We start from the raw sequence: 21,860 nt of genomic DNA, 5'->3' as shown, positions 1-21,860 counted from the left end.
TACTTCATTTTGGAATTGTGCTGCCCCCCGCCCGGTTCGCCCCCTACTGCCATTGTGCCGCATATCTCACTTCAATCACGAAAAATATCAATAACAACACGGTGTGAACTTCGTAAAAAGGAGAATAAATGGATTGAAAAATGCCTTGCAAGTCACCACATCTTTACTTCTTATTGTATTGTTTCTTTTTGCCTGCGGCCGCAGCGGTAATGGTGATACGACCGCTCCAGCGATCCAGACCGTCAAAATGCATATGTCGCAAGGAAAATATTACGATATTTACAAGAAGCTTCAGGATAAGCTCAAAGCCGAAGAGAACATTATCCTTGACATTCAAATCGTGCCTGACGATCAATATTACAACCTGATACAAACCCAAATTGCTGCGAGTGATGTGCCGGATATAATAACCGAAAATGCGCCTACCCAATACGAAGAAGTAGATGCGATGAAAAACATGGTCGATCTCAGCAATGAACCATGGGTCAGACGGCTTTCAAATCCCGAATTACTCAAAGCCACCGATGGAAAAATCTATGCCAGGCCGATATCGTCTTCGAGTTTTTATGCAGCCGCTTATTATAATAAAAAGATATTCGCCGATTTAGGCTTGAGCGACCCGACAACCTATGCCGGGTTCCTTGAGATATTGGAAACGATTAAAACGAAAGGAAATGGAATCACGCCGATTTACATGTCGAATAAGGATACATGGACGACGCAAGTTTTTATGACCGCCGGGCTGCCGGTTCTGCTTGGAGATAAGGCACAGGAAACGTGGGACAAGCTGCTGACAAATCAACTGAAATGGACCGAGGTTCCAGAGTTCGAAACGGTCTTGAACCTCTATTTGGATTTGTACGAAAAAGGTTATGTAAATCAAGATCACACTGCTGCAACGTTTAATGATGCAAAAGCGGCATTGGCTGAAGGAAGGACTGCAATAATATATAATGGAGAATGGACAGTCGGCGATTTGGTAACGAAGTACAATATGGACCCAGACGATATAGGCGCTTTTGTGATCCCGTTTGGAGACAGGGATTTGATGGCGACCGGCTCTTTTGTAGAGGGTTGGCTTATCCCGAAAGATGCGAAGAACATAGATGGCGCAAAGAAAGTGCTTGATCTTCTTTCACAACCGGCTTATATGAACCCTTATTTTGCAGAGCATCCCGGCTCTCCTGGTTTTATAGACGTGAACGGCGGAGAAGTGGCGCCTGCAGTAAAGGCGCTGGAACAGAAATATATTAAAGGTAATAAATACATTCCTGAAATGAACGGGCCTATGAGTTACGCGAGCATACTTTTCAACGAAAACCTGTGGCGACCTTATGTCAATATGGCGGCAGGTGAAAAAACACCGGAGCAAGTCATTGAATCCTGGCAAAAAAAATACACCGAATATATGAAGCACAAAAAACAGCCTGGCTTCTAAAAATCCATCCGTTGTTCGAAGAGGAAGTGTGTGTTTGTTAATGAAAAATGACCAAGGAAATGCAAAAAGCATTGAGGTATCGTTAATAGATCAGCGTTTCATAGTATTACGTTATCTTGATAGTATGCAAGATCGCGAGCTGACGGGGATCGTAACCAAGATCGATCAGCAGAGCAGAAGGATCGAATTAAGCCACACAGAAGGAGCAGATTGGATCCATTTGGACGATATACTACATATTACGGTTCTTTCTGACTAACCGGACAAATACGAATGGCTTGATTTCTCCATTAAAAAAATCCCCCTCTCAAAAAAAATAGCGCCCCATTTCAAAAAAATCCATCTAAATTGTTGAAGAAAATCCATCCGAATTTTTTCCAGATTATGATAAGTTTCAATAGAAAGAATGCTAGTTACAATCGCCGACTTATAGGAATCTGACGGCGTATTCAGTATGCCGACAGCTTTCGAAAAGCGTAAGTCGAATAAGTTTAACCGGGAGGAACCAGAAATGCAGCGCACCGATCAAGACCAATATGTCGAATTTGGAGTCGGCGAAGAGAATTATGCCATCCTCATCTCGGACATTCACGAAATTATTCGAATGCAAGACATCACAGAGATTCCCAATTGTCAGCACTATGTTCAAGGCGTAATCAACTTGCGGGGGAGAATCGTTCCCGTCATCAGCTTGAGAAGCTTGTTCTCGCTCGATAAGGAAGTACTGACTAAATCGACGCGGATTGTCGTCGTTAACCATCAAGAGGAATCTGTAGGTATCATTGTCGACAAGGTGAATAAAGTAGCCACTTTTAGCGATATACAAGCCCCCCCTGAGCGCGTAGGCGGCATTAGCGGGGCTTATTTTGTAGGAATCGGCATTACCCCGGCCAGCTTGGTGGGGATTCTGAAGCTGGATGAAGTACTGCTCCGGGAATAAGGAGGAACAACGGATGGTTCAAATGATAGAATATCATGCGTTGTACATGGAGGAGCTGGACGATCAGCTTCATCTGATGGAAGAAGAAGTTCTTCGATTGGAGCAGGAGGGAGAGTCCGATGAAGGAGTGCAGTCGTTATTTCGCGCGGCGCATACGCTCAAAGGTTCCTCTTCCGCCATGGGATATGAGAAGATGAAAGGCCTTACCCATGCCATGGAGTCTATTCTCGATAAAGTACGTAATGGGGAATATTCCATCAGCTCGAATTTGACCACGCTCTTCTTAAGATGCGTAGACCGGATCAAATTGCTTCAGTCGGAAATTGCGACGGACAGCGGCGAGTTATCCGAAATCGACGATTTGGTTCATGATCTCATGCAGTTTGATTGGAAGCCTGTACAGGACCAGGGGGAAAAGCCTCTAACTCAGTCCATGCAGTTGAAGGATGACGAATGGGACTTGGCACAGCATCAAGTCTCTGCTGGGAATACCTTGTTCTGGCTTCGAGTAGAGCTGTCGCCCCAATGTGAAATGAAAAGCGCACGTCTTCACGTCATCGATGCCCTGATTAGGGAAACAGCAACAGTCATAAGGTCGGAAATCGATACTTTGAACGATGATGCCTTGGAAAACTCGGGGTATTCACCCAGTTGGCTGTTCGCGACCGACGAGAGTATCGGGCAATTGGAGCAAGAAGTTCAGTCCTGGGTGGATGTTGAAGTTGCGAATGTCAAGGCCTGCAGCCTGCCTGAGCTGAGACGGTTATCCGTACAATCGGTCGACAGGAGAGAGGATGACACCGATCGACCGGAAGGACCGGCTTATTCGGCATCGGGAGAAAGATCCAAAGCGCAGACGATACGAGTTAACGTGGACAGGCTGGAGCAGCTCATGAATTTGGTGGGTGAATTGGTTATCGATCAAACCCGAATCCGGGAAGTCGAAGGCATGCTTGGCAAGAAATTCGGTTCCGACGATACGGTACAGGAAATGGGAAATATTTCGGATCATTTGACTCGCGTCATCGGAGAGCTTCAGGAAAACGTTATGAAGGTGCGGATGCTTCCGATTGAGCAGCTGTTCAACCGGTTTCCACGCTTGATTCGGGATTTATCGCAAACGCTCGGCAAGAAAGTAGAGCTTGTGCTGGAAGGGAAAGAAACCGAGCTGGACCGGACACTCGTTGAAGAAATCGGGGATCCTCTGATCCACCTGATCCGCAATGCGGTCGATCATGGCCTCGAAATGCCTGAAGAGCGCAAGCAGTCAGGCAAATCCGAGGAAGGGACACTTCGGCTAAGCGCAATTCACGAGGATAATCAGGTCGTCATTACGGTTGAAGACGACGGGGCGGGAATCGATGCAAAGAGGCTGCTCGCCAAAGCGGTGGACAAAAAGCTGATGACTCCGGCCGAAGCAGAGCAATGCTCTGAGAGAGAAGCCGTTCAATTGATATTTCATCCGGGCTTGTCGACGGCTTCCGAAGTAAGCGATATTTCCGGACGAGGCGTTGGCATGGATATTGTCCGAGCCGGAATCGAACGGATCAACGGGATGATCGAAGTTGAGACGGAGAAAGGAAAAGGAACCCGCTTCAAAATCCGGCTGCCGTTGACGCTGGCCATCATTACAGGATTGATGGTAGATATCGGAGGGCGGATATACATCTTGCCGATGAGCAATGTGGCGGAGATTATCCGGATGGAACAGAAAGCCATCCGTACCGTCAAGGGGGTCCCGGTCGTGACTTTACGCGATCAGATCATCCCTGTCGTGTGGCTGCACGATTCCTTCGGCTATCCACGGGCTTCTGGTAAACGAAAGCAAATTCCCATCGTCATTATTGGGCGCGCGGAGAAACGTTTGGCGATCGCGGTGGATGATCTTCTTGGTTATCAGGAAGTCGTCATCAAGTCGCTCGGAACCTATGTAGGAAAAGTAGACGGGATTTCAGGAGCAACCATATTGGGCAGCGGCCACGTGGCTCTTATTCTCGAAATCGGCGGCATTATGAAGATGGCCGGCGGGTATGCGTAGTGGAATAGAAGCGTCGCGCGTATAAATCGTAATTCAAAAATATACGAACAAATGGAGGATCACATTGTGAACTTGTTCCGGAATTTGAAGTTGTATTACAAAGTCTTTACCCTTATTGTGCTGGCTTTGGTCATGCTGGTTACAGTCGCTGTAGTCGGTTACTCTTACATCAACCAAATGGCGAATAGCTCGGAAAAAATGTATGAGGACAATATGAAGCCTGCTATATCGATAGCGAAGTTCAGAACCAATGTTCAGGCAATTGCAACATCACTGATGGAGCTCATGATCACCACAGACGAAGCAAGAAAAAAATTGCTGAATGACCGAATCGTTGATGCGAAAGCCAAAAACGATGAAGAGCTTAAACTTTTGGAAAATACCGATCTTGATCAAAAACAAAGGGAATTGCTCAACAAATTCAAAGAAAAGTTGAAAGAATACAGAGTCGCACAAAACAATATACTCGAGCATGCTTTGGAAAATCAAAACGACGAAGCCTATGAAGTGTTCTTGACCGAAGGTGACAGCGCTATGGCCGAGACGTTTGACATTGCCCAGGAATTTCAGGACTACACTATCGAGTCTGCGGCAAAGACCAACGAAGATAACAAGGAAGCAGCCGCAACAGCCGTTACGATCATGATCGTTGCCGCCGTCATTGCCATTCTTCTGCTAACCGTCATCGGTATCGCTATCACGAATCTCATCACTCGCCCCGTGAAAAAGCTGCAAGAACTGATGGGCAGAGCCGAGAAGGGCGATCTGACCGTGCAAGGGGACTACAATTCGAAGGACGAGATCGGCCAATTGAATCAGTCCTTTAATGGCATGCTGACCGGGTTCAAGAATACGGTGGCTAAGGTTCTAGACGCAGCCGAAAGTGTGTCCGCAGCGTCGCAGGAGATTTCCGCCAGTACGGAGGAAATTGCCAGCGGCAGCAACGATCAGGCTAGGTCCGCGCAAATGATGAGCGAGCTGTTCGGAGAGTTGTCCTCAGCCATTAACTCGGTGGCCGATAGCGCCGAGCAGGCATCCGAACTATCGAACCGGACAACTGGCATAGCCCGTGAAGGCGCCAAGGTCGTCGATGCCTCGATTCGCGGTATGGACAGCTTGAATGTGCAAATGTCCAGGTTGGAGGAAGATTCGAATAAAATCGGAGAAATTATCGAAGTCATCGACGACATCGCCGAGCAGACGAACCTGCTGGCTCTGAACGCTGCAATCGAGGCGGCACGAGCCGGCGATCAGGGACGCGGGTTTGCCGTTGTGGCGGACGAGGTCCGCAAGCTGGCCGAACGCAGCGGCGAAGCAACTAAACAGATCACGTCCATTATTAAAGGCATGCAGGTGAATACACAGCAGAGCGTGAAAGCGGTAGGAGAAGGCGTATCCACGTCGCAGAAGACGGGAGAAGCGTTCGAAAATATTGTGGCGATGGTCAACGAATCCGGCCTGAAGGTATCGGAAATCGCGGCAGCGAGTGAGCAGCAGGCCGCGCAGACGACGGAGGTGCTCCATTCGATCGAGACCATCTCAGCGGCCACTGAGGAATCCGCGGCAAGCAGCGAGGAAACTGCGTCAGCCGCTCAATCCCTTGCCCAGTTGGCTGAGGATTTGAATAGAACCGTATCGGTCTTTAAGATTCGGTAGCCTAAAATTTTGGGGGCGGCGCAAGTGCAATGGACGATAGGAAAAAAGTTAATTACCGGACTTTTACTTGTTGTAGTTATCATCACAGTGGTGTTGTCAGCAATCAGTTATCAATCTACAAAGAGCAACTTGATTGAAAGCGCAAAGCACAAGATGATTTCCGATATTCAATTAGGTTACCAGTACCTGGATAAGAAAATTCCCGGAGTATGGTCAGAGTCGGATGGAGTACTGTACAAAGGGAATGTACAAATGAATGATAATTTTGAGCTAGTCGATGAGATCGCAAACCTGATGGATGGAAACACAGTGACGATTTTTTTATTTGATACCCGAATCGCCACAAACGTTCAAACTGCGGAGGGCAAACGAGCTGTCGGCACAAAAGTTTCCAATGAAGTAAAAGAAGTTGTTCTAAACCAAAAAAAACGGTTTGTCGGCAGAGCAAACGTAGTAGGAAACTGGAACCAAACGGCATATGATCCGATTATGGATGAAAGCGGGAGCGTTATCGGTATTTGGTATACAGGAGTTCCGGAAGCACCGTATATAAACATTGCCCAAAAGTCGGCTCTTATCAACTCTATTGTTGCAGCAGTAATCGGATTATTTATTTTTTTTCTTAGTTACTTCTTTTTGAACCACAGCATTATTGCTCCAATAAATAAATTAAGGGATCTGATGGGCCGAGCCGAAGCGGGAGATTTGAACGTGCAGGGGGACTACTGGGCGAAAGACGAGATCGGCCAGTTGACCCGCTCCTTTAATGGGATGATGACCGGATTTAAGGATACTGTGAGTAAGATATTGAACGCAGCGGAAAGCGTGTCCGCAGCGTCGCAGGAGATTTCCTCCAGTACGGAGGAAATTGCTAGCGGCAGCAACGATCAGGCCAGGTCCGCACAGATGATGAGTGAGCTGTTCGGAGAGTTGTCGACGGTCATTAACTCGGTGGCCCAAAACGCGGAACAAGCTTCCGATATGGCGAATCGGACAATGGGCATGGCCCGGGAAGGCGCCAAGGTCGTCGATGCCTCGATTCGCGGTATGGACAGCTTGAATGTGCAAATGTCCCGGTTGGAGGAAGATTCGAATAAAATCGGAGAAATTATCGAAGTCATCGACGACATCGCCGAGCAGACCAACCTGCTGGCTCTGAACGCCGCGATTGAAGCGGCGCGGGCCGGTGACCAAGGACGCGGTTTCGCCGTGGTGTCGGACGAGGTCCGCAAGCTGGCCGAACGAAGCAGCGAAGCAACCAAACAGATCACGACTATTATCAAAGGGATGCAAGTGAATACGCAGCAGAGCGTGAAAGCGGCCTTGGAAGGCGTCGCCACATCGCAAAAGACGGGGGAAGCGTTCGAAAACATTGTAGCGATGGTCAACGAATCCGGACTGAAAGTAGCGGAGATCGCTGCTGCGAGCGAGCAGCAGTCCGCCCAAACGACGAAAGTTCTCCATACGATCGAGACCATCTCCGCGACGACGGAGGAATCCGCTGCAAGCAGCGAGGAGACAGCTTCTGCCGCCCAATCACTTGCCGGATTGGCGGAGGATTTGAACAGTACCGTTTCGGTCTTCAAGATCCGTTAATTTGAATATTTTTCCTCCTGATCAGGGAGGATTTTTCAATGAATCTTATTTTTTTGAAAGGAAGAAAACCACCGGTGAAAGCTCAACATATCAATCCTTTTTTAGAATCTACAAGAAACGTCTTCGGAATGTTCCAGATGTCCGTTCAAATCGGAAGCCCCTCCCTTCAGGAAAGCCCTTTTTCGGGAAAAGATATTTTGACAATGGTTGGTGTGACGGGAGTTATTCGTGGACAAATCTATCTGGGCTTGTCGCTGGCAAGCGCATTGAAGATCGCCTCGGTCATGATGGGCGGAGCCATCGTGACGGAATTCGATTCGATGGCTCAAAGTGCCGTCTCAGAGCTCAGCAACATGATTTGCGGCAATGCCCTTACCGTGTTCTCACAGGAAGGGATCGTGCTGGATATTACTCCCCCCAATTTAATAGTCGGGCAAGGGATGCAAGTGGCGGCGGTGAAGATGGGCGTGTTATCGGTTCCGATTCATCTTGATGGGATGGACGGGGTGGAAATGAACATTGCTCTGGAAAGCTAGAAAAAGAGAATAATAGGATGAGGATGGATGCGAACATGAGAGTATTGATCGTAGACGACGCCGCTTTTATGCGGATGATGATTCGGAAAATTCTTGAAACCGCAGGACATGTAGTCGTGGGTGAAGCGGTGGACGGCAACGATGCGGTTGCCAAGTTTGCTGAGCTTCAGCCGGATCTTGTGACGATGGATATCACGATGCCTAACAAAGATGGAATTGAAGCGACCAAGGCGATACGGACCGAGCATCCCAAAGCGAAGATCCTGATGACTTCCGCCATGGGGCAGGAGCGAATGGTGAAGGATGCGATTCTGTCCGGCGCTTATGATTTTGTGGTCAAACCTGTAGACGAGGAACGGTTCTTAAAGGCCGTATCCCATGCGAAGGGTTAAACCAAACAGCTGTAATTGAGTCTTTAAGCATGTCAAAAAAATGTCGAATTTTGTTTTATTATGTTTAAAAGAGTAAATATGTCCTGAGTCAATAGTCTCGTATGCTTGTTGGAAATTATCGATCAGAGGGGGGGAGGAAGATGTCAGTGCATGATGTTAACGATCCGATCTTAGAGATGTACATTTTCGAATCTTCTCAACTGATCGAACAGCTGGAAACGATATTCCTCGACTGCGAGAAGGTGCACACCTTTACTTCGGAAGCGATCAACGAAATTTTCCGGTTCATGCATACTATTAAAGGTTCTTCGGCCATGATGGGATTCGCTGGTATTTCCACACTGGCGCACGTGATAGAAGATTTGTTTGCCTACTTGCGGGACGAGAAACCGCGGCAAATCGACTTTGTGACGCTTTGCGAGCTCATTCTTGATGGCCTGGATTTCATCAAAGTAGAAATACATAAAATCAAAAACGGCGAAAGCGCCGATGGAGACGCATCTACCCTCACGGATCGTATTCAGGTGTATTTAAAAGATTTAAAGGGCAATGATTCATCGAACGGAGTGCAGAATAAACAAGCTGCCACGCTTACGATTCCGGAAAATTTGCTGCCGGAGATGACTATGAAAAACATACAGGTCAGTCCCCATAATCAATTGTTCAGAGCCGTCATCCATTTTGAGGAAGACTGCGGAATGGAGAACATTAGAGCTTATCAAATCATTCATAACCTCTCGGAGATATCGGAGAATTTCAAGTTTCTTCCCGGAGATATTCTCGAAAATCACGATAGCGCCGACTATATCAGGCAGCACGGGTTTCAAGTCTTTATGGACACGGATAAATCGTATCAAGAAGTTCACGATTATTTCTCGAGAACTTTATATTTAATGAGTTTGGAGTTGCTCGGAATCGGGGGTGAAACCTCCTCTATTCCGATGGGCGATCTTGCTGCAGACGGCGCATCGGCCGAGAACTCCCGAAGAACGAAAACCAACGACGAGACACAAGGAGCACCCGTTCAATCGAGCATGATCAGCGTCCATGTCGCCAAATTGGACAAGCTGCTAGACATGGTCGGGGAGCTCGTGGTAGCCGAAGCGATGGTAACGCAAAATCCCGATTTGAAGGGGCTCGAGCTGGACAATTTTCAGAAGGCGTCCCGCCAGCTGCGGAAAATCTCCGAAGAGCTTCAGGATATGGTGATGTCGATTCGAATGGTCCCAGTGGCGACTACATTCCATAAAATGCGACGCCTCGTCCGGGATATGTGCAAGAAGCTGGGCAAGGAAGTCGATGTCGAGATCATCGGTGAAGAGACCGAAGTGGACAAGAACGTAATCGAGCAGCTTTCAGACCCCATCATGCATATTGTGCGGAATGCAATCGACCACGGAATCGAGTCTCCGGAAGAAAGGCTGGCTCTAGGGAAACGCCCCAACGGTAAAATCACGATGGAAGCGAGAAACTCGGGCAGCGACGTATTAATTCTGTTGAGAGACGATGGCAAGGGATTGAATAAATCGATCATTCTTAAGGTTGCCAAGGAACGCGGACTGCTCTCCAAGAACGAAAATGATATGACAGACAAGGAGATATACAATCTGGCCGTACTTCCGGGATTCTCCACCAAAGAAACCGTAACCGAGTATAGCGGCCGCGGCGTTGGAATGGATGTGGTCTTCCAAAAACTGAGAGACTTGGGTGGATCAATCACTATAGACAGCGTCCCTGGAGAGGGTGCAAGTATAACGATGAAAATCCCGCTTACCCTCGCGATTATCGACGGAATGAACATTCGGGTGGGTACATCGTGTTATACGCTTCCTACCATCTCCATTAAGGAATCGTTCCGGCCCCAACAATCGGAAATTATTACAGACCCGGACGAGAACGAAATGATTATGGTTCGGGGACGTTGTTATCCGATCCTGCGGCTCCATGAATTTTACAGTGTGGAGACGGAAGTAACCGACTTCTCAAAAGGGATTCTCATCATGGTGGAGGACGGCGACCAAAGTATATGTTTACTGGCGGACGAGCTGCTCGGTCAGCAGCAGGTCGTGGTCAAGACACTCCCGAGCTATTTCAAGCAACACAAAAAAATCGACGGATTAGCAGGCTGCACTTTGCTTGGAGACGGAAGTATCAGCTTGATTCTCGATGTCGCGGAGCTGGTGGGAAAGAGAAGCTTAGAGCCGATCCCGGCGAGCCGTTCTTGAGTGACAACAAAAGCGAATTGAGACATCTGGAGGGGATTGAGATGGCGTCAAGAAAAAAAGAGTCCGGTATTTCTTTGAAAGTGAAAGTTCCCATGTTCATCAGTCTGCTGGTGATGCTGGCATTGGCGGGTTCGAGTGTGTCCTTTTATTGGGTAGGTTCAAACTTGCTCCTCGATAAGAGCAAGGATGAAATGAAGGCCAATGCCGACCGCATCGGAGAAGGTATTTATTCGTCGATGGAATTGGAGCTTCAATCCACGTACCTGATCTCACTTCATGAAACATTTCGCGATTTATTGAAGGTAAGAGACGGAAATACCTTGTCCAATGACCGATTTTTCTCTTCTCAAAACCAATTGTTGGATCAGTCGAATCAAATTCTTGCGACAAGCTTGACCGGGACAAAAGGACACAATTCTTTTACCTTGATTGATGCAAAAGGAACGATAGTGGCAAGCAGCACGGCGGATTCGGTGGGAGCGGACCGCTCGGACCGCGAGTATTTTCAGGAAGCCCTCAAAGGGGACGCCGTGATCAGCGATGCTATCTTTTCAAAAAGCACGGGGAAGCTGATTGTCGTATTCGCCTATCCGGTCAAAGACGATGACGGGAATGTGCTGGGCGTCTATATCAGCACGGTGGACGCTTCTTTCTTCGTTGGGAAACTGGAAAATATCAAAATTAACGAAAGAGGAAAAATCTACATTGTTGACCGCAAAGGAACCGTTATCTTCCATACCGGGGATCCGTCGCTTTCCGGCAGCAAGATTGAAGAAGCGGAAATTGTCGGTCTAACGGAAAAAAAAGCCGCACAAGAGATTCTCCAAGGAGAGATTGATCTGGATGAAAAGTATTTACGGTACTCGAAGATTCCTTCCGCCAACTGGACCATCGTGGTCGAAGACGACTACGCCGATATTAAGCAGCCTCTGCAAAAGCTGCTTTGGAATGTTGTCATTGTGACAGTAGCCGCTTTGACGGTCACCATTCTGGTTGGTTTGTATGGATCAGGTTACATCACAAAACCGATAATCCGATTAACCAAATTGTTTCAGGAATTATCGTCGGGAAATTTGGATGTGACGATTGATATTAAATCCAAAGATGAAATCGGTACGCTGGCGTCCGCTTTCCGCCAAATGGGCGATAATTTGAACGAAGTCATGGGCAACATTCAATCGGCCTCGGAACAGGTAGCTGCGGGATCGAACCAGTTGTCAGCATCGAGCATGGCCCTCTCCCAGGGCGCAACTGAGCAGGCAAGCGCCGTCGAGCAATTGACGGCTTCCCTGGAGGAAATCTCCTCCCAGACCAAGCTGAATGCCGACAATGCTACCCAGGCCAACACGCTTGCAGAAGAAGCGAGAGAAAACGCCGTTCAAGGAAACGAGCGCATGAAGGAAATGCTCAAAGCGATGGACGACATCAATGACGCTTCGGGCAGTATTTCCAAAATCATTAAAGTGATTGACGAGATCGCCTTCCAGACGAATATTTTGGCGCTCAATGCGGCTGTCGAGGCGGCGAGAGCGGGACAGCACGGGAAAGGCTTTGCAGTTGTAGCGGAAGAAGTCCGCAATCTGGCGGCAAGATCCGCGGGGGCCGCTAAGGAGACGACCGATTTGATCGAAGGCTCGATCAAGAAAGTCGAGGGAGGTAGCAGAATCGCCAACGATACGGCTGCAGCCCTCACGAAGATCGTAGACGGAGTGGCAAAGGTCGCCAATCTGGTCAGTGACATTGCAGTAGCTTCCAATGAACAAGCGATCGGGGTTGCACAAATCAATCAAGGAATTACTCAAGTCGCTCAAGTTGTGCAGACGAACTCGGCTACCTCCGAAGAAAGCGCGGCCGCTAGCGAAGAGCTTTCCAGCCAAGCCGAAATGATGCAGGCGCAGGTCGGCAGGTTCAAACTGAGAAAAGCGGCTCAATCCTTATCGTATCTCGGATTGGAGGAGTTGAGTCCGGATGTGATTCGCATGCTTGAAAGCATGTCAGAAAAGAATCGGACAGGCGGAGGGGCCGACGACTCGTATTCGGAAGTTGCGACTGCAGGCACGACAAAAATCGCCTTAAGCGATAAAGAGTTCGGCAAATATTAATGAGTGCGCGGGCGGCGGTATTTGACATAAAACAAACGGCTGAGGAGTTGAAGGCATGTCAAAAACATTGCTTCAGGAAACGGAGTATGAGGAAGACGCCCAGAAAGACAAATTCCTGACTTTTTCGCTCGGGACCGAGTACTACGGGATAGAGATCAAGCAGGTTACCGAAATTATCGGCATCCAGGCGATTACGGGAGTCCCAGAGCTTCCCGATTATATCAAAGGAATCGTTAATTTACGGGGGAAAATCATTCCAGTCATGGATGTACGGCTGCGGTTCAAAAAACCTTTCTGGGAATACAACGACAGAACCTGCATTATCGTAATCGACATTCATGATGTTTCCATCGGCCTGATCGTGGACTCTGTCTCGGAAGTGTTGTCCATACCCAGCGAAGATATCGTGCCTCCGCCAGACGTAAGCAAAGGCGCCAACCGGTACATTAAGGGCATCGGCAAAGTCGGTAACGCAGTCAAGCTGCTGCTCGACTGCGACAAGCTTCTGAATGACAGCGAAACAGACCAGCTCTTACATATTCAGTAGTTTTCAACGTCGGTTGTATAAAAACGAGGGAGTAGATGTTATGAAATTCTTGAACAACAGAAAGATAGGCACAAGGCTTATTGTGTTGCTGTCTGTTCCCTTAGCGGCACTTGTTTTTATGGCTGCTTTTGCCTCTCATAATTTGAATGTGATTACGGATAAGCTGGTCAAATCCTTATTTGAAGAAACCTTTGTTGGTTCCGAGTATTTGCTGAATGCCGACCGGGACCTGTATCAGTCTTTTGTAGGTTATCGGGCATACTTCAATTCTGGCACTGCGGAGGAACGCGAGAACGCGCTGAAAGATTATCAGGAGAACGTATCGCAAGTTAAAGAAAGAGTAGGAAAAGCGGCGGCTATCTTCGAAGCGAACCGCAGCTTTTATGAAGAGATCCGGGACGAGGAATCGGGAAAAACTGCTTTTGAACATCTGCCAATTTTCGAAAAGGATTTAAACAATTGGATCGTCAAAACGGAAGAAATCATAAACGGTTATAAAAATGCGTCACCCACCGAAAGGCAGGCTTGGGTGGAACAAGCGAATGCCGAGGATCCGGAATTCATGAATGCGAGAGTTCATCTTGATTTGCTACAGGGAATTAACGAGAGGGGAGGCCACGATGAGATCGATAACGGTCAAAAGCTGAAGAAAATCCTTATCCTGTATTTGGTCGTCAGCGTATTGATCTCTTTTGCGATCGTTATTGGCTTCGCATGGTTTCTTATCCGCTCAGTTACGAGACCGTTAAAGATGATGGTCGATGTAGCCAACCGGGTGGCCGACGGCAACTTGAACGTCGCCATCGATTTGAATACTAAAGACGAAATCGGCATTCTAGCCTCCGCAATCGGCCAAATGACCGACAACTTGAACGAAGTCATGAGCAATATTCAAGCAGCTTCGGAGCAAGTGGCTGCGGGATCGAAGCAGGTTTCTGAATCGAGCATGTCCCTCTCCCAAGGCGCAACCGAGCAGGCAAGCTCCGTCGAACAATTGACCGCATCCCTGGAGGAAATCTCCTCGCAGACTAAACAGAACGCTGAGAGCGCCTCGCAGGCTAATGAGCTTGCCGAAGAAGCGAAAGAAAACGCCGCTCAAGGAAACGAGCGAATGAAAGAAATGCTCAAAGCGATGGATGACATCAATGACGCATCCAGCAACATATCAAAAATCATTAAGGTAATTGACGAAATTGCCTTCCAGACTAATATATTGGCGCTCAATGCGGCCGTCGAGGCAGCAAGAGCGGGGCAGCACGGGAAAGGTTTTGCGGTAGTGGCGGAAGAAGTCCGCAATTTGGCAGCAAGGTCAGCCAACGCCGCGAAGGAGACAACCGACATGATCGAGGGTTCGATCAAGAAGGTGGAAGGCGGAACCAAAATCGCCAACGATACGGCAACCGCGCTCAACAAAATCGTGGACGGCGTGGCGAAGGTGGCCAACCTGGTCAGCGACATTGCCGTGGCTTCCAATGAACAAGCGACGGGGGTTGCTCAAGTTAACCAGGGAATCAATCAGGTTGCCCAAGTCGTGCAGACCAACTCGGCGACCTCCGAAGAAAGCGCGGCCGCAAGCGAGGAGCTTTCCAGCCAAGCTGTGATGATGCAGGAGCAGGTCGGAAGATTCAAATTAAGAAAGGTTAGCCGTTCCACCTCATACATGGGCAGCATGGAGCAGCTGAGCCCTGATGTGATTAGAATGCTCGAAAACATGTCGGAGAAGAATCGTTCTGGTGGAACATTCGACGATGCCTATCCGGAGGTTGCGGCGGCAGCTCCGAAAAAAATCGTTCTTAGCGACAAGGAGTTTGGCAAATATTAATTGAATAGGTCGCGAGCGAAGAGAGTCGAAAGGCTCTCTTCCCGCTACTTATGGGCAGGTGGGGCTATGGTTTCAATTACGGACAAGGAATTCAGACAGCTTTCGGATTACATCCAATCCAATTACGGCATTCATTTAAAAGACGAAAAACAGTCCTTGATCACGGGAAGGCTTCATCTTGTGCTGCATCAAATGAATTTTAATACCTTTACGGAATATTTCAATTACCTCGTGTCGGACCGCAGCGGGAATGCCGTAGAAACTCTTATCGATAAAATCACAACCAATCATACGTTTTTCATGCGGGAAACGAAACATTTTGAGCTTATGAAAGAAAAAGTGCTTTTTTCCCTTGCGAACACCATAAAGGATAAAGATTTGCGCATATGGAGCGCGGGCTGTTCCTCCGGGGAGGAGCCTTATACGTTAGCGATGTTGATCGATGAATTTCTCGGACCGCAGAAAGCTTTCTGGGATGCAAAGATCTTGGCAACGGATATATCCGGTCGAGTGCTGGATATGGCGAGCAAGGGAGTCTATCCGAATGAAGCGATAGATTCCCTTCCTTCCCATTGGAAGCTTAACTATTTCAAGAAAATATCGGCAGATAAATCGGTTATCATCGACAAAATTCGTCAAGAAGTCATTTTCCGTAAGTTAAACTTGATGGAGGAAGCCTTCCCGTTCAAAAAGAAGTTCCACGTCATCTTTTGCCGGAACGTCATGATTTATTTCGACGCACCGACCAAAATGGAATTGGTCAGCAAGTTTTACGAATTAACGGAACCCGGGGGTTATTTGTTTATCGGTCATTCGGAATCGCTCGACCGCGACAAAACCAGATACAAATATATCATGCCCGCCGTATACCGCAAGGAATGACGGATAATTGGAGGTGCAGGCATGGCCGCAACGAAAAAAATAAGAGTGCTCATCGTGGACGATTCTCTTGTGTTCCGGGAAGTAATCCTGCGCGGGCTTTCCTCAGATCCGGGTATCCAAGTCGTTGCCACCGCAGTGGACCCATTTGACGCAAGTGATAAAATCCTTCAATATAAGCCGGATGTCATGACCTGCGATGTCGAAATGCCCAGAATGAATGGGATCGAATTTATCCGAAGACTTCTGCCTCAATACGTTTTGCCGATTGTTGTGGTCAGTTCCGTGAGCGAAGCAGTCTTCGACGCGATGAAAGCCGGAGCGGTCGATTTCGTGACCAAACCGGATGTAAGCTCAGTAAGGAGCGTAGAAGGTTTCATTCATGAATTGATCCGAACAATCAAGATCGCTTCGCAGGCTAAAGTGTTGGGAACCGAAATCATGCACGACGATCGAATGATTTCCGGCAAGGTAGCCGAAGCGAAGGATTCTGGGAGGATAATCGCCATCGGCGCTTCCACGGGAGGTACGGAAGCGATTTACCGGGTATTGAAAGCTTTGCCGGCAGAAATGCCGGGAATCGTTATTGTCCAGCATATCCCGCCCCTATTTTCGCGTATGTTCGCCGAGAGGCTCGATCAGTCCGTGTCTCTTGCCGTTAAGGAAGCCGAGCATGGCGACAGGTTGGAGCCGGGACGCGTGCTCATTGCTCCTGGAGACCGACACATTCGGGTGAAGAAGATCGGCGATTATTATAAGGTGGAATGCTTTGAAGGAGACAAAGTAAACGGTCATTGTCCTTCCGCCGACGTGTTGTTCGAGTCAGTGGCGAAAGAAGCGGGAAATCGCGCCATCGGCGTGATATTGACGGGAATGGGGTATGACGGCGCGAAAGGGCTTCTGGCGATGCGCCGCAGAGGGGCCAGGACGATCGGTCAGGATGAAAAATCCGCGGTCGTATACGGGATGCCGAAAGTGGCTTACGAAATCGGAGCGGTGGAGAAGCAGACGGGGCTTTCCGAGATTCCACATGCGCTGTTGTCGATTCTTGCGAAGGATTCGCCAGGTTAAGACTGTACTTAATGCTTTATGAAAGATCTTTTCGCTGGAGTTGATTCGAGTGACCGATTATCTGCTGCCATACCTTTTTTTATTCGTTCCTTTCTTATTTTTATTTTATATGGCAGTGGAAATCTATTTGCGAAATACCGGGAGAGCTCTGAATCGTCTGACGGCGCTGATTGTGTTATTGTACGCTTGTTCGTTCTTGGGCGATTACCTCATGCAAACGATGCCGTATGAAATCGCCTGGTTTGCGCTTCGATATATTAAATTCGTTGCCTTCTTCGCGAACATGACCGTCGGGATGTATTTCATTCAAATTTTCTGTAAATCTCCCGTTCGTCCTTTCTTTTTCCACATCAGCTCGCTGGTGCCGCTTATTGGTCTCTTTTACGTTCTATCGGACGCATCCTGGTTAGGAGCTTCGGTACATCAGGGTCCGATCTGGCGGTCGGAAGAACATAACGGCGGACTCGTCCTTTTAGTGTCTATTTTTACCGTATATACAACTGCCAGCTTTTTCATCCATCTTGTGCTTGCCTTCCGAAGAGTAAAATCGAAGCCGTGGATCGTCCATGAAAGGAAACGATTTAATATCTTTCTGTGGGCAGTCGGTTTGATGATGTTGTGGATCGTGCTCTGCCAGATTCTTCTCGAGGTGCTGCCGTGGATCAATCCATACCTGCAGTTCGATATCATTTCTTCTTACGGATTATTGATCTATTGCTGGGCGCTTCGCTATGCGATGGTTAACTACGATTTTATTTCCACGTATGATATGCGCTACAAGAAGCTATTTAATAATTTTTCAAACGGAATTGTGATTTTAAACGAGGAAAATAAAATTTTAGATGCTAATCCGGTAAGCTTGCGTATGATGGGCCTTGTGGACCCGTCCGATGATAGCTGGAGAAATAGGCATGCGCATGAATTAATGTCCTTAAAAGAAGATTCAGATGGCGAACAACGTTTTGAACAGTTACTTTCGGAGAAGATACCATTCTCTACGGATATACGAATGACGAACCCATTAAATGAATCGTATGAAATCGAAGTAAATGTGGATTTTTTCGAGATTGAAGGCGAACTCTGGTCCTTCTTTATGATCAAGGACATCACAGAGCAGAAGGCAAACGAACAGAAGCTAGCCTATCTGGCCTATCACGACCCCTTAACGCGTCTCCATAACCGCAGACGATTCTACGAGAAGCTGGTGGGAGAACTTCTCAGTATGGAAGCTGCGGACGGCATGCTTACCGTCATGTTGATCGATCTGGATCAATTCAAGTGGATCAACGATACGTTAGGACACTTTGCCGGGGACGAACTGTTGATCTTGGTTGCAGAGCGTCTAAAGGCAGTGGTTCCTGATAACGGCTGTGTTGCCCGAATGGGCGGAGACGAATTCGTCGTACTGATGCCGGACTTGCATTCGGATTATGAGATAGAAGATTTGGCTAGAGAAATTATCAATGAGTTGAGAAAACCCTTCCTGATAGACAACCGTCCTTTCCAAATAACAGCCAGCGTCGGTATTAGCATAGCGCCGCGGGACGGTAGAGATGCGGAAACGATCGTGAAGTGCGCCGATACGGCTATGTATGCCGCGAAGAAGGCCGGGCGGGATCAGTTCATGAAGTACTTGCCCATTCAGAGAGTGGCTGCCGAACAGGCGCTCGTTCTAGTCAACGGGCTTCGGAACGCATTGGAAAATGACGAATTCACTCTCCACTATCAGCCTCAACTCGATCTGAGCACCGGTCGGTTGATTGGAGTCGAAGCACTCCTTCGCTGGTATTCAAGTGATCTGGGGCATCAATCCCCCGCTGATTTTATTCCGATTGCAGAAGAAACAGGCGCGATCGTGCCGATCGGTGATTGGGTGCTTCGTACAGCTATTATTCAAGGGAAGAAGTGGATGGAATCGGGACATCCCGATCTGGTCATGTCCGTTAATTTATCCGCTTTGCAGCTCAAAGATCCACAGCTTTCGTTTCGTTTGGCAGACTTCCTTCGAGAGAACGATTATCCGGCGGGCAATCTCTGCCTTGAGATTACGGAAAGCACCGCGATCGGCAATTTGGAGCAAACGCTTAGCGTCTGCAGTGAAATAGTCAGACTTGGCGTAACGCTCTCAATCGACGATTTCGGCACTGGCTACTCATCGCTCAGCATGCTTAGCCGATTTCCGTTCCGAACGGTCAAAATCGATAAATCGCTCATTCGCGATATTGAAATGAATCCGAAGGATGCTGCCATCATTCAAACCATTGTGCGGCTTTCCAGCCATCTGAAGATGGATGTTGTGGCAGAGGGCGTGGAGACGGAAGCGCAGTTGACGATTCTCAAGGATATTGGATGCCACCAGGTGCAAGGTTACTTATGCGGGCTTCCGATGCCATCAAGGGAGTTCGACAAGTTGCTAGTCGCAAATCATTATTAAAAGCAATGCTTAAATCAGAGCTGTTCGCAGCTAAAGGAGCAGAAAGATGAAATCTATACAATGGAAAATTATGTCTCTTGTTGCGTTGATTATTATTTCTATTTTGTCCGTCAATTTGATCCTTATTAATTTAACTCTTGATAAGACATCCAACTATACCAACGATTTGTTAAAAGGCCAATTAACTGAAAAAGTCGCTCTGATTGAAAGGGGAGTAAACGCACAGGTTTCCAACATTACCCAGCAATCAATTCTTGTCGCGGAACAAATCGCTTCTAATCCTCAGGTTATTCAAGCTTTGAAATCAAAGGATAAAGATGCATTGCACAAATTGTTGGACGGGAATGCCGAAACGTTCAAGCAGCAGCTTGGCATTGACCTCATATGGCTTACCAGTCTGGAAGACCGTACATCCGATGGAAAGACGCCTATTCTTGCGTGCCCGTCTAATCCGGCATTTGACGGTTTTGACCAATTAAATTATAGCTCTACAAATAAAGCGCTGGATACCGGCACGACGGTTTCCTCATGGGAAGTGAACGAAGAAGACGGCAAATTGCAAATTACCGCTCCTATCGAAGAAAACGGCAAAGTGATTGGCGCTGTTGTAGTTGGTAAACAAACTTATAAAAGTATGCTTAAAGTCATTTCCGACTCAACTGATACGGCGAACAGTTTATTTTTAATCAATAACAACGACTACTATGTAATGACAGATGTTGAAAAAGATGATCTTGGCACCCTCGTATATGGAGATTCGCATGAGAAATTAAAGGCAGAGGCCAAAAGTTTCTCCGATTTGATAAAACAGAAGCCTGTTTACAGTGAATTAAAGCTCTTGCTTGATGAAGTCAAGACAACAGCAAAACCTTTAACCAAAATCGTGGAACTGAACAAAAAACCTTATGCGGCTTATCTAATTCCGCTCTTTAGTGACACTGGGGAAGTGAATGGCGTTCTATTTAATCGTATACCCGGTTTTGTTGCTTCTCAGCAGGAGATCAAAGAAAAAACCTCTTCGCTGCAGCAGACCGGATTTGTTATTTTATTCATTCTATTTATTGCTGGTCTGTTTTTTTCATATCTCTTATCCAAGAATATAAGCAATCCGATCAAAAAAATTGCAAGCTTATTACATGACATCGCAAATGGCGATTTAACCAAACCAATTAAACATCAATCAAAAGATGAAATAGGTCTCTTGTTTCAAAGCGCAACGTTGATGGTTAACAGCCTAAAATCCATTATTCAGGATGTTGATTATGCTTCATCTCAAGTAGCTGCTTCTTCTGAGGAGTTGACTGCCGGCGCCAGTGAATCAAGCAAAGCGTCTGAGGTCATTGCTTTATCTGCCAGTGAAGTTGCCGCGGGGGCTGAAAATCAATTTACTTCTGTCAAAAAATCAAAAGAAGCCGTTGGTGATATTGCCGAACATGTGGAAATCATTACAAATCATATTGAAAGTGCTGCAAGTTTAGCTCAAAGTACTTCTGCTTCTGCTGAAAGCGGAAATGTTCTTGCATCCGAAACGATGAACCAAATGCTGTTTATTCAGGAGAAATCTAATCTAACACAAGAGGTTGTTGTTCAGCTAAATTATAAAACAAAAGAAATCAGCAAAATTCTAGTAACGATGTCCGATATCGCGACACAAACTAATTTATTATCTTTGAATGCTTCCATTGAAGCAGCCAGGGCGGGGGAAGCCGGGAGGGGCTTCGCGGTAGTAGCGGGTGAAATTCGTAAATTGGCAGATCAATCAGCCAATTTTGCTAAGCAAATTGAATTCATTATCGACGAGATTCAGCAAGAATCCCATCGTTCAATCAGCTCCATTCATGATGCAAAATCAGCAGTCGAAGATGGAGTGTCGTTAGTTTCTAAATCGGGCGAAGTATTTAATGATGTTTTTTCATCGATTGAGAATATTGCCGCCGAAATGCAGGAAGTATCCGGCGCAATTACTCTTATTGCGCAGGGCACCGCGAATTTGGTGAGTAGTATTGCCTCCATTGAACAGATTTCACAAGATTCTGTTTATCACACGCAAAATGTTGCCGCTTCTGCGGAAGAACAAACCGCTTCAATGGGGGAAATATCCAGTGCAGCAGGCGAGCTGGCTAAGATGGCAGAAGAATTACAGTCAGTAGTAGGTAAATTTAAAATATAGCCTTCAGAAACAAC

At 47.4% G+C, this 21,860-nt stretch carries 16 protein-coding genes; all 16 read left to right on the top strand.

The window, feature by feature from the left end; translation table 11 throughout:
• Positions 1–133 precede the first annotated feature (133 nt).
• The 16 genes from ACESLK_RS09735 (at position 134) to ACESLK_RS09660 (ending at position 21,846) form a co-directional block, all read left to right on the top strand.
• Complete coding sequence (locus ACESLK_RS09735) at positions 134–1,438, top strand: ABC transporter substrate-binding protein (RefSeq protein ID WP_373229199.1); 1,305 nt, start codon at positions 134–136, stop codon at positions 1,436–1,438.
• Between the two features lie 40 nt (positions 1,439–1,478).
• Complete coding sequence (locus tag ACESLK_RS09730) at positions 1,479–1,697, top strand: YolD-like family protein (protein ID WP_373229228.1); 219 nt, start codon at positions 1,479–1,481, stop codon at positions 1,695–1,697.
• 252 nt (positions 1,698–1,949) lie between these two features.
• Complete coding sequence (locus ACESLK_RS09725) at positions 1,950–2,378, top strand: chemotaxis protein CheW (protein WP_373229198.1); 429 nt, start codon at positions 1,950–1,952, stop codon at positions 2,376–2,378.
• A gap of 13 nt (positions 2,379–2,391) precedes the next feature.
• Complete coding sequence (locus tag ACESLK_RS09720; protein WP_373229197.1) at positions 2,392–4,416, top strand: chemotaxis protein CheW; 2,025 nt, start codon at positions 2,392–2,394, stop codon at positions 4,414–4,416.
• Between the two features lie 66 nt (positions 4,417–4,482).
• A complete protein-coding gene (locus ACESLK_RS09715; RefSeq protein WP_373229196.1) occupies positions 4,483–6,072 on the top strand; it encodes a methyl-accepting chemotaxis protein in 1,590 nt (529 codons plus the stop codon).
• Between the two features lie 24 nt (positions 6,073–6,096).
• Positions 6,097–7,668, top strand: coding sequence for a methyl-accepting chemotaxis protein (locus tag ACESLK_RS09710; RefSeq protein WP_373229195.1), 1,572 nt, complete (start codon positions 6,097–6,099; stop codon positions 7,666–7,668).
• A gap of 38 nt (positions 7,669–7,706) precedes the next feature.
• Entirely contained in the window at positions 7,707–8,204 is a 498-nt protein-coding gene (locus tag ACESLK_RS09705; RefSeq protein WP_373229194.1) for a chemotaxis protein CheX, read from the top strand.
• Positions 8,205–8,239: 35 nt separating this feature from the next.
• Positions 8,240–8,596, top strand: a complete 357-nt coding sequence (locus ACESLK_RS09700) for a response regulator (RefSeq protein WP_373229192.1) — start codon at positions 8,240–8,242, stop codon at positions 8,594–8,596.
• A 140-nt stretch (positions 8,597–8,736) separates the two neighbouring features.
• Positions 8,737–10,821 (top strand): chemotaxis protein CheW, encoded by a 2,085-nt coding sequence (locus ACESLK_RS09695; RefSeq protein ID WP_373229190.1) that lies wholly within the window; start codon positions 8,737–8,739, stop codon positions 10,819–10,821.
• 41 nt (positions 10,822–10,862) lie between these two features.
• The gene (locus tag ACESLK_RS09690) at positions 10,863–12,923 is read left to right on the top strand and encodes a methyl-accepting chemotaxis protein (RefSeq protein ID WP_373229188.1); all 2,061 of its coding nucleotides are present in this window, start codon (positions 10,863–10,865) and stop codon (positions 12,921–12,923) included.
• A 55-nt stretch (positions 12,924–12,978) separates the two neighbouring features.
• Positions 12,979–13,470, top strand: coding sequence for a chemotaxis protein CheW (locus ACESLK_RS09685; protein ID WP_373229186.1), 492 nt, complete (start codon positions 12,979–12,981; stop codon positions 13,468–13,470).
• A 40-nt stretch (positions 13,471–13,510) separates the two neighbouring features.
• Positions 13,511–15,292 (top strand): methyl-accepting chemotaxis protein, encoded by a 1,782-nt coding sequence (locus ACESLK_RS09680; RefSeq protein ID WP_373229184.1) that lies wholly within the window; start codon positions 13,511–13,513, stop codon positions 15,290–15,292.
• Complete coding sequence (locus ACESLK_RS09675) at positions 15,293–16,174, top strand: CheR family methyltransferase (RefSeq protein WP_373229183.1); 882 nt, start codon at positions 15,293–15,295, stop codon at positions 16,172–16,174.
• Between the two features lie 21 nt (positions 16,175–16,195).
• Positions 16,196–17,242 carry a protein-glutamate methylesterase/protein-glutamine glutaminase gene (locus ACESLK_RS09670; protein ID WP_373229182.1) on the top strand — a complete coding sequence of 349 codons (1,047 nt, stop codon included), beginning with the start codon at positions 16,196–16,198 and terminating at the stop codon, positions 17,240–17,242.
• A 49-nt stretch (positions 17,243–17,291) separates the two neighbouring features.
• Positions 17,292–19,676 carry an EAL domain-containing protein gene (locus ACESLK_RS09665; RefSeq protein ID WP_373229180.1) on the top strand — a complete coding sequence of 795 codons (2,385 nt, stop codon included), beginning with the start codon at positions 17,292–17,294 and terminating at the stop codon, positions 19,674–19,676.
• Positions 19,677–19,722: 46 nt separating this feature from the next.
• Positions 19,723–21,846 (top strand): methyl-accepting chemotaxis protein, encoded by a 2,124-nt coding sequence (locus tag ACESLK_RS09660; RefSeq protein WP_373229178.1) that lies wholly within the window; start codon positions 19,723–19,725, stop codon positions 21,844–21,846.
• Positions 21,847–21,860 lie beyond the last annotated feature (14 nt).

The sequence above is a fragment of the Cohnella sp. genome, assembly GCF_041640265.1.
GTDB lineage: Bacteria > Bacillota > Bacilli > Paenibacillales > Paenibacillaceae > Cohnella.
The sequence above is the reverse complement of the archived record's forward strand: the minus strand, read 5'-3'. Positions and strand labels throughout refer to the sequence as shown.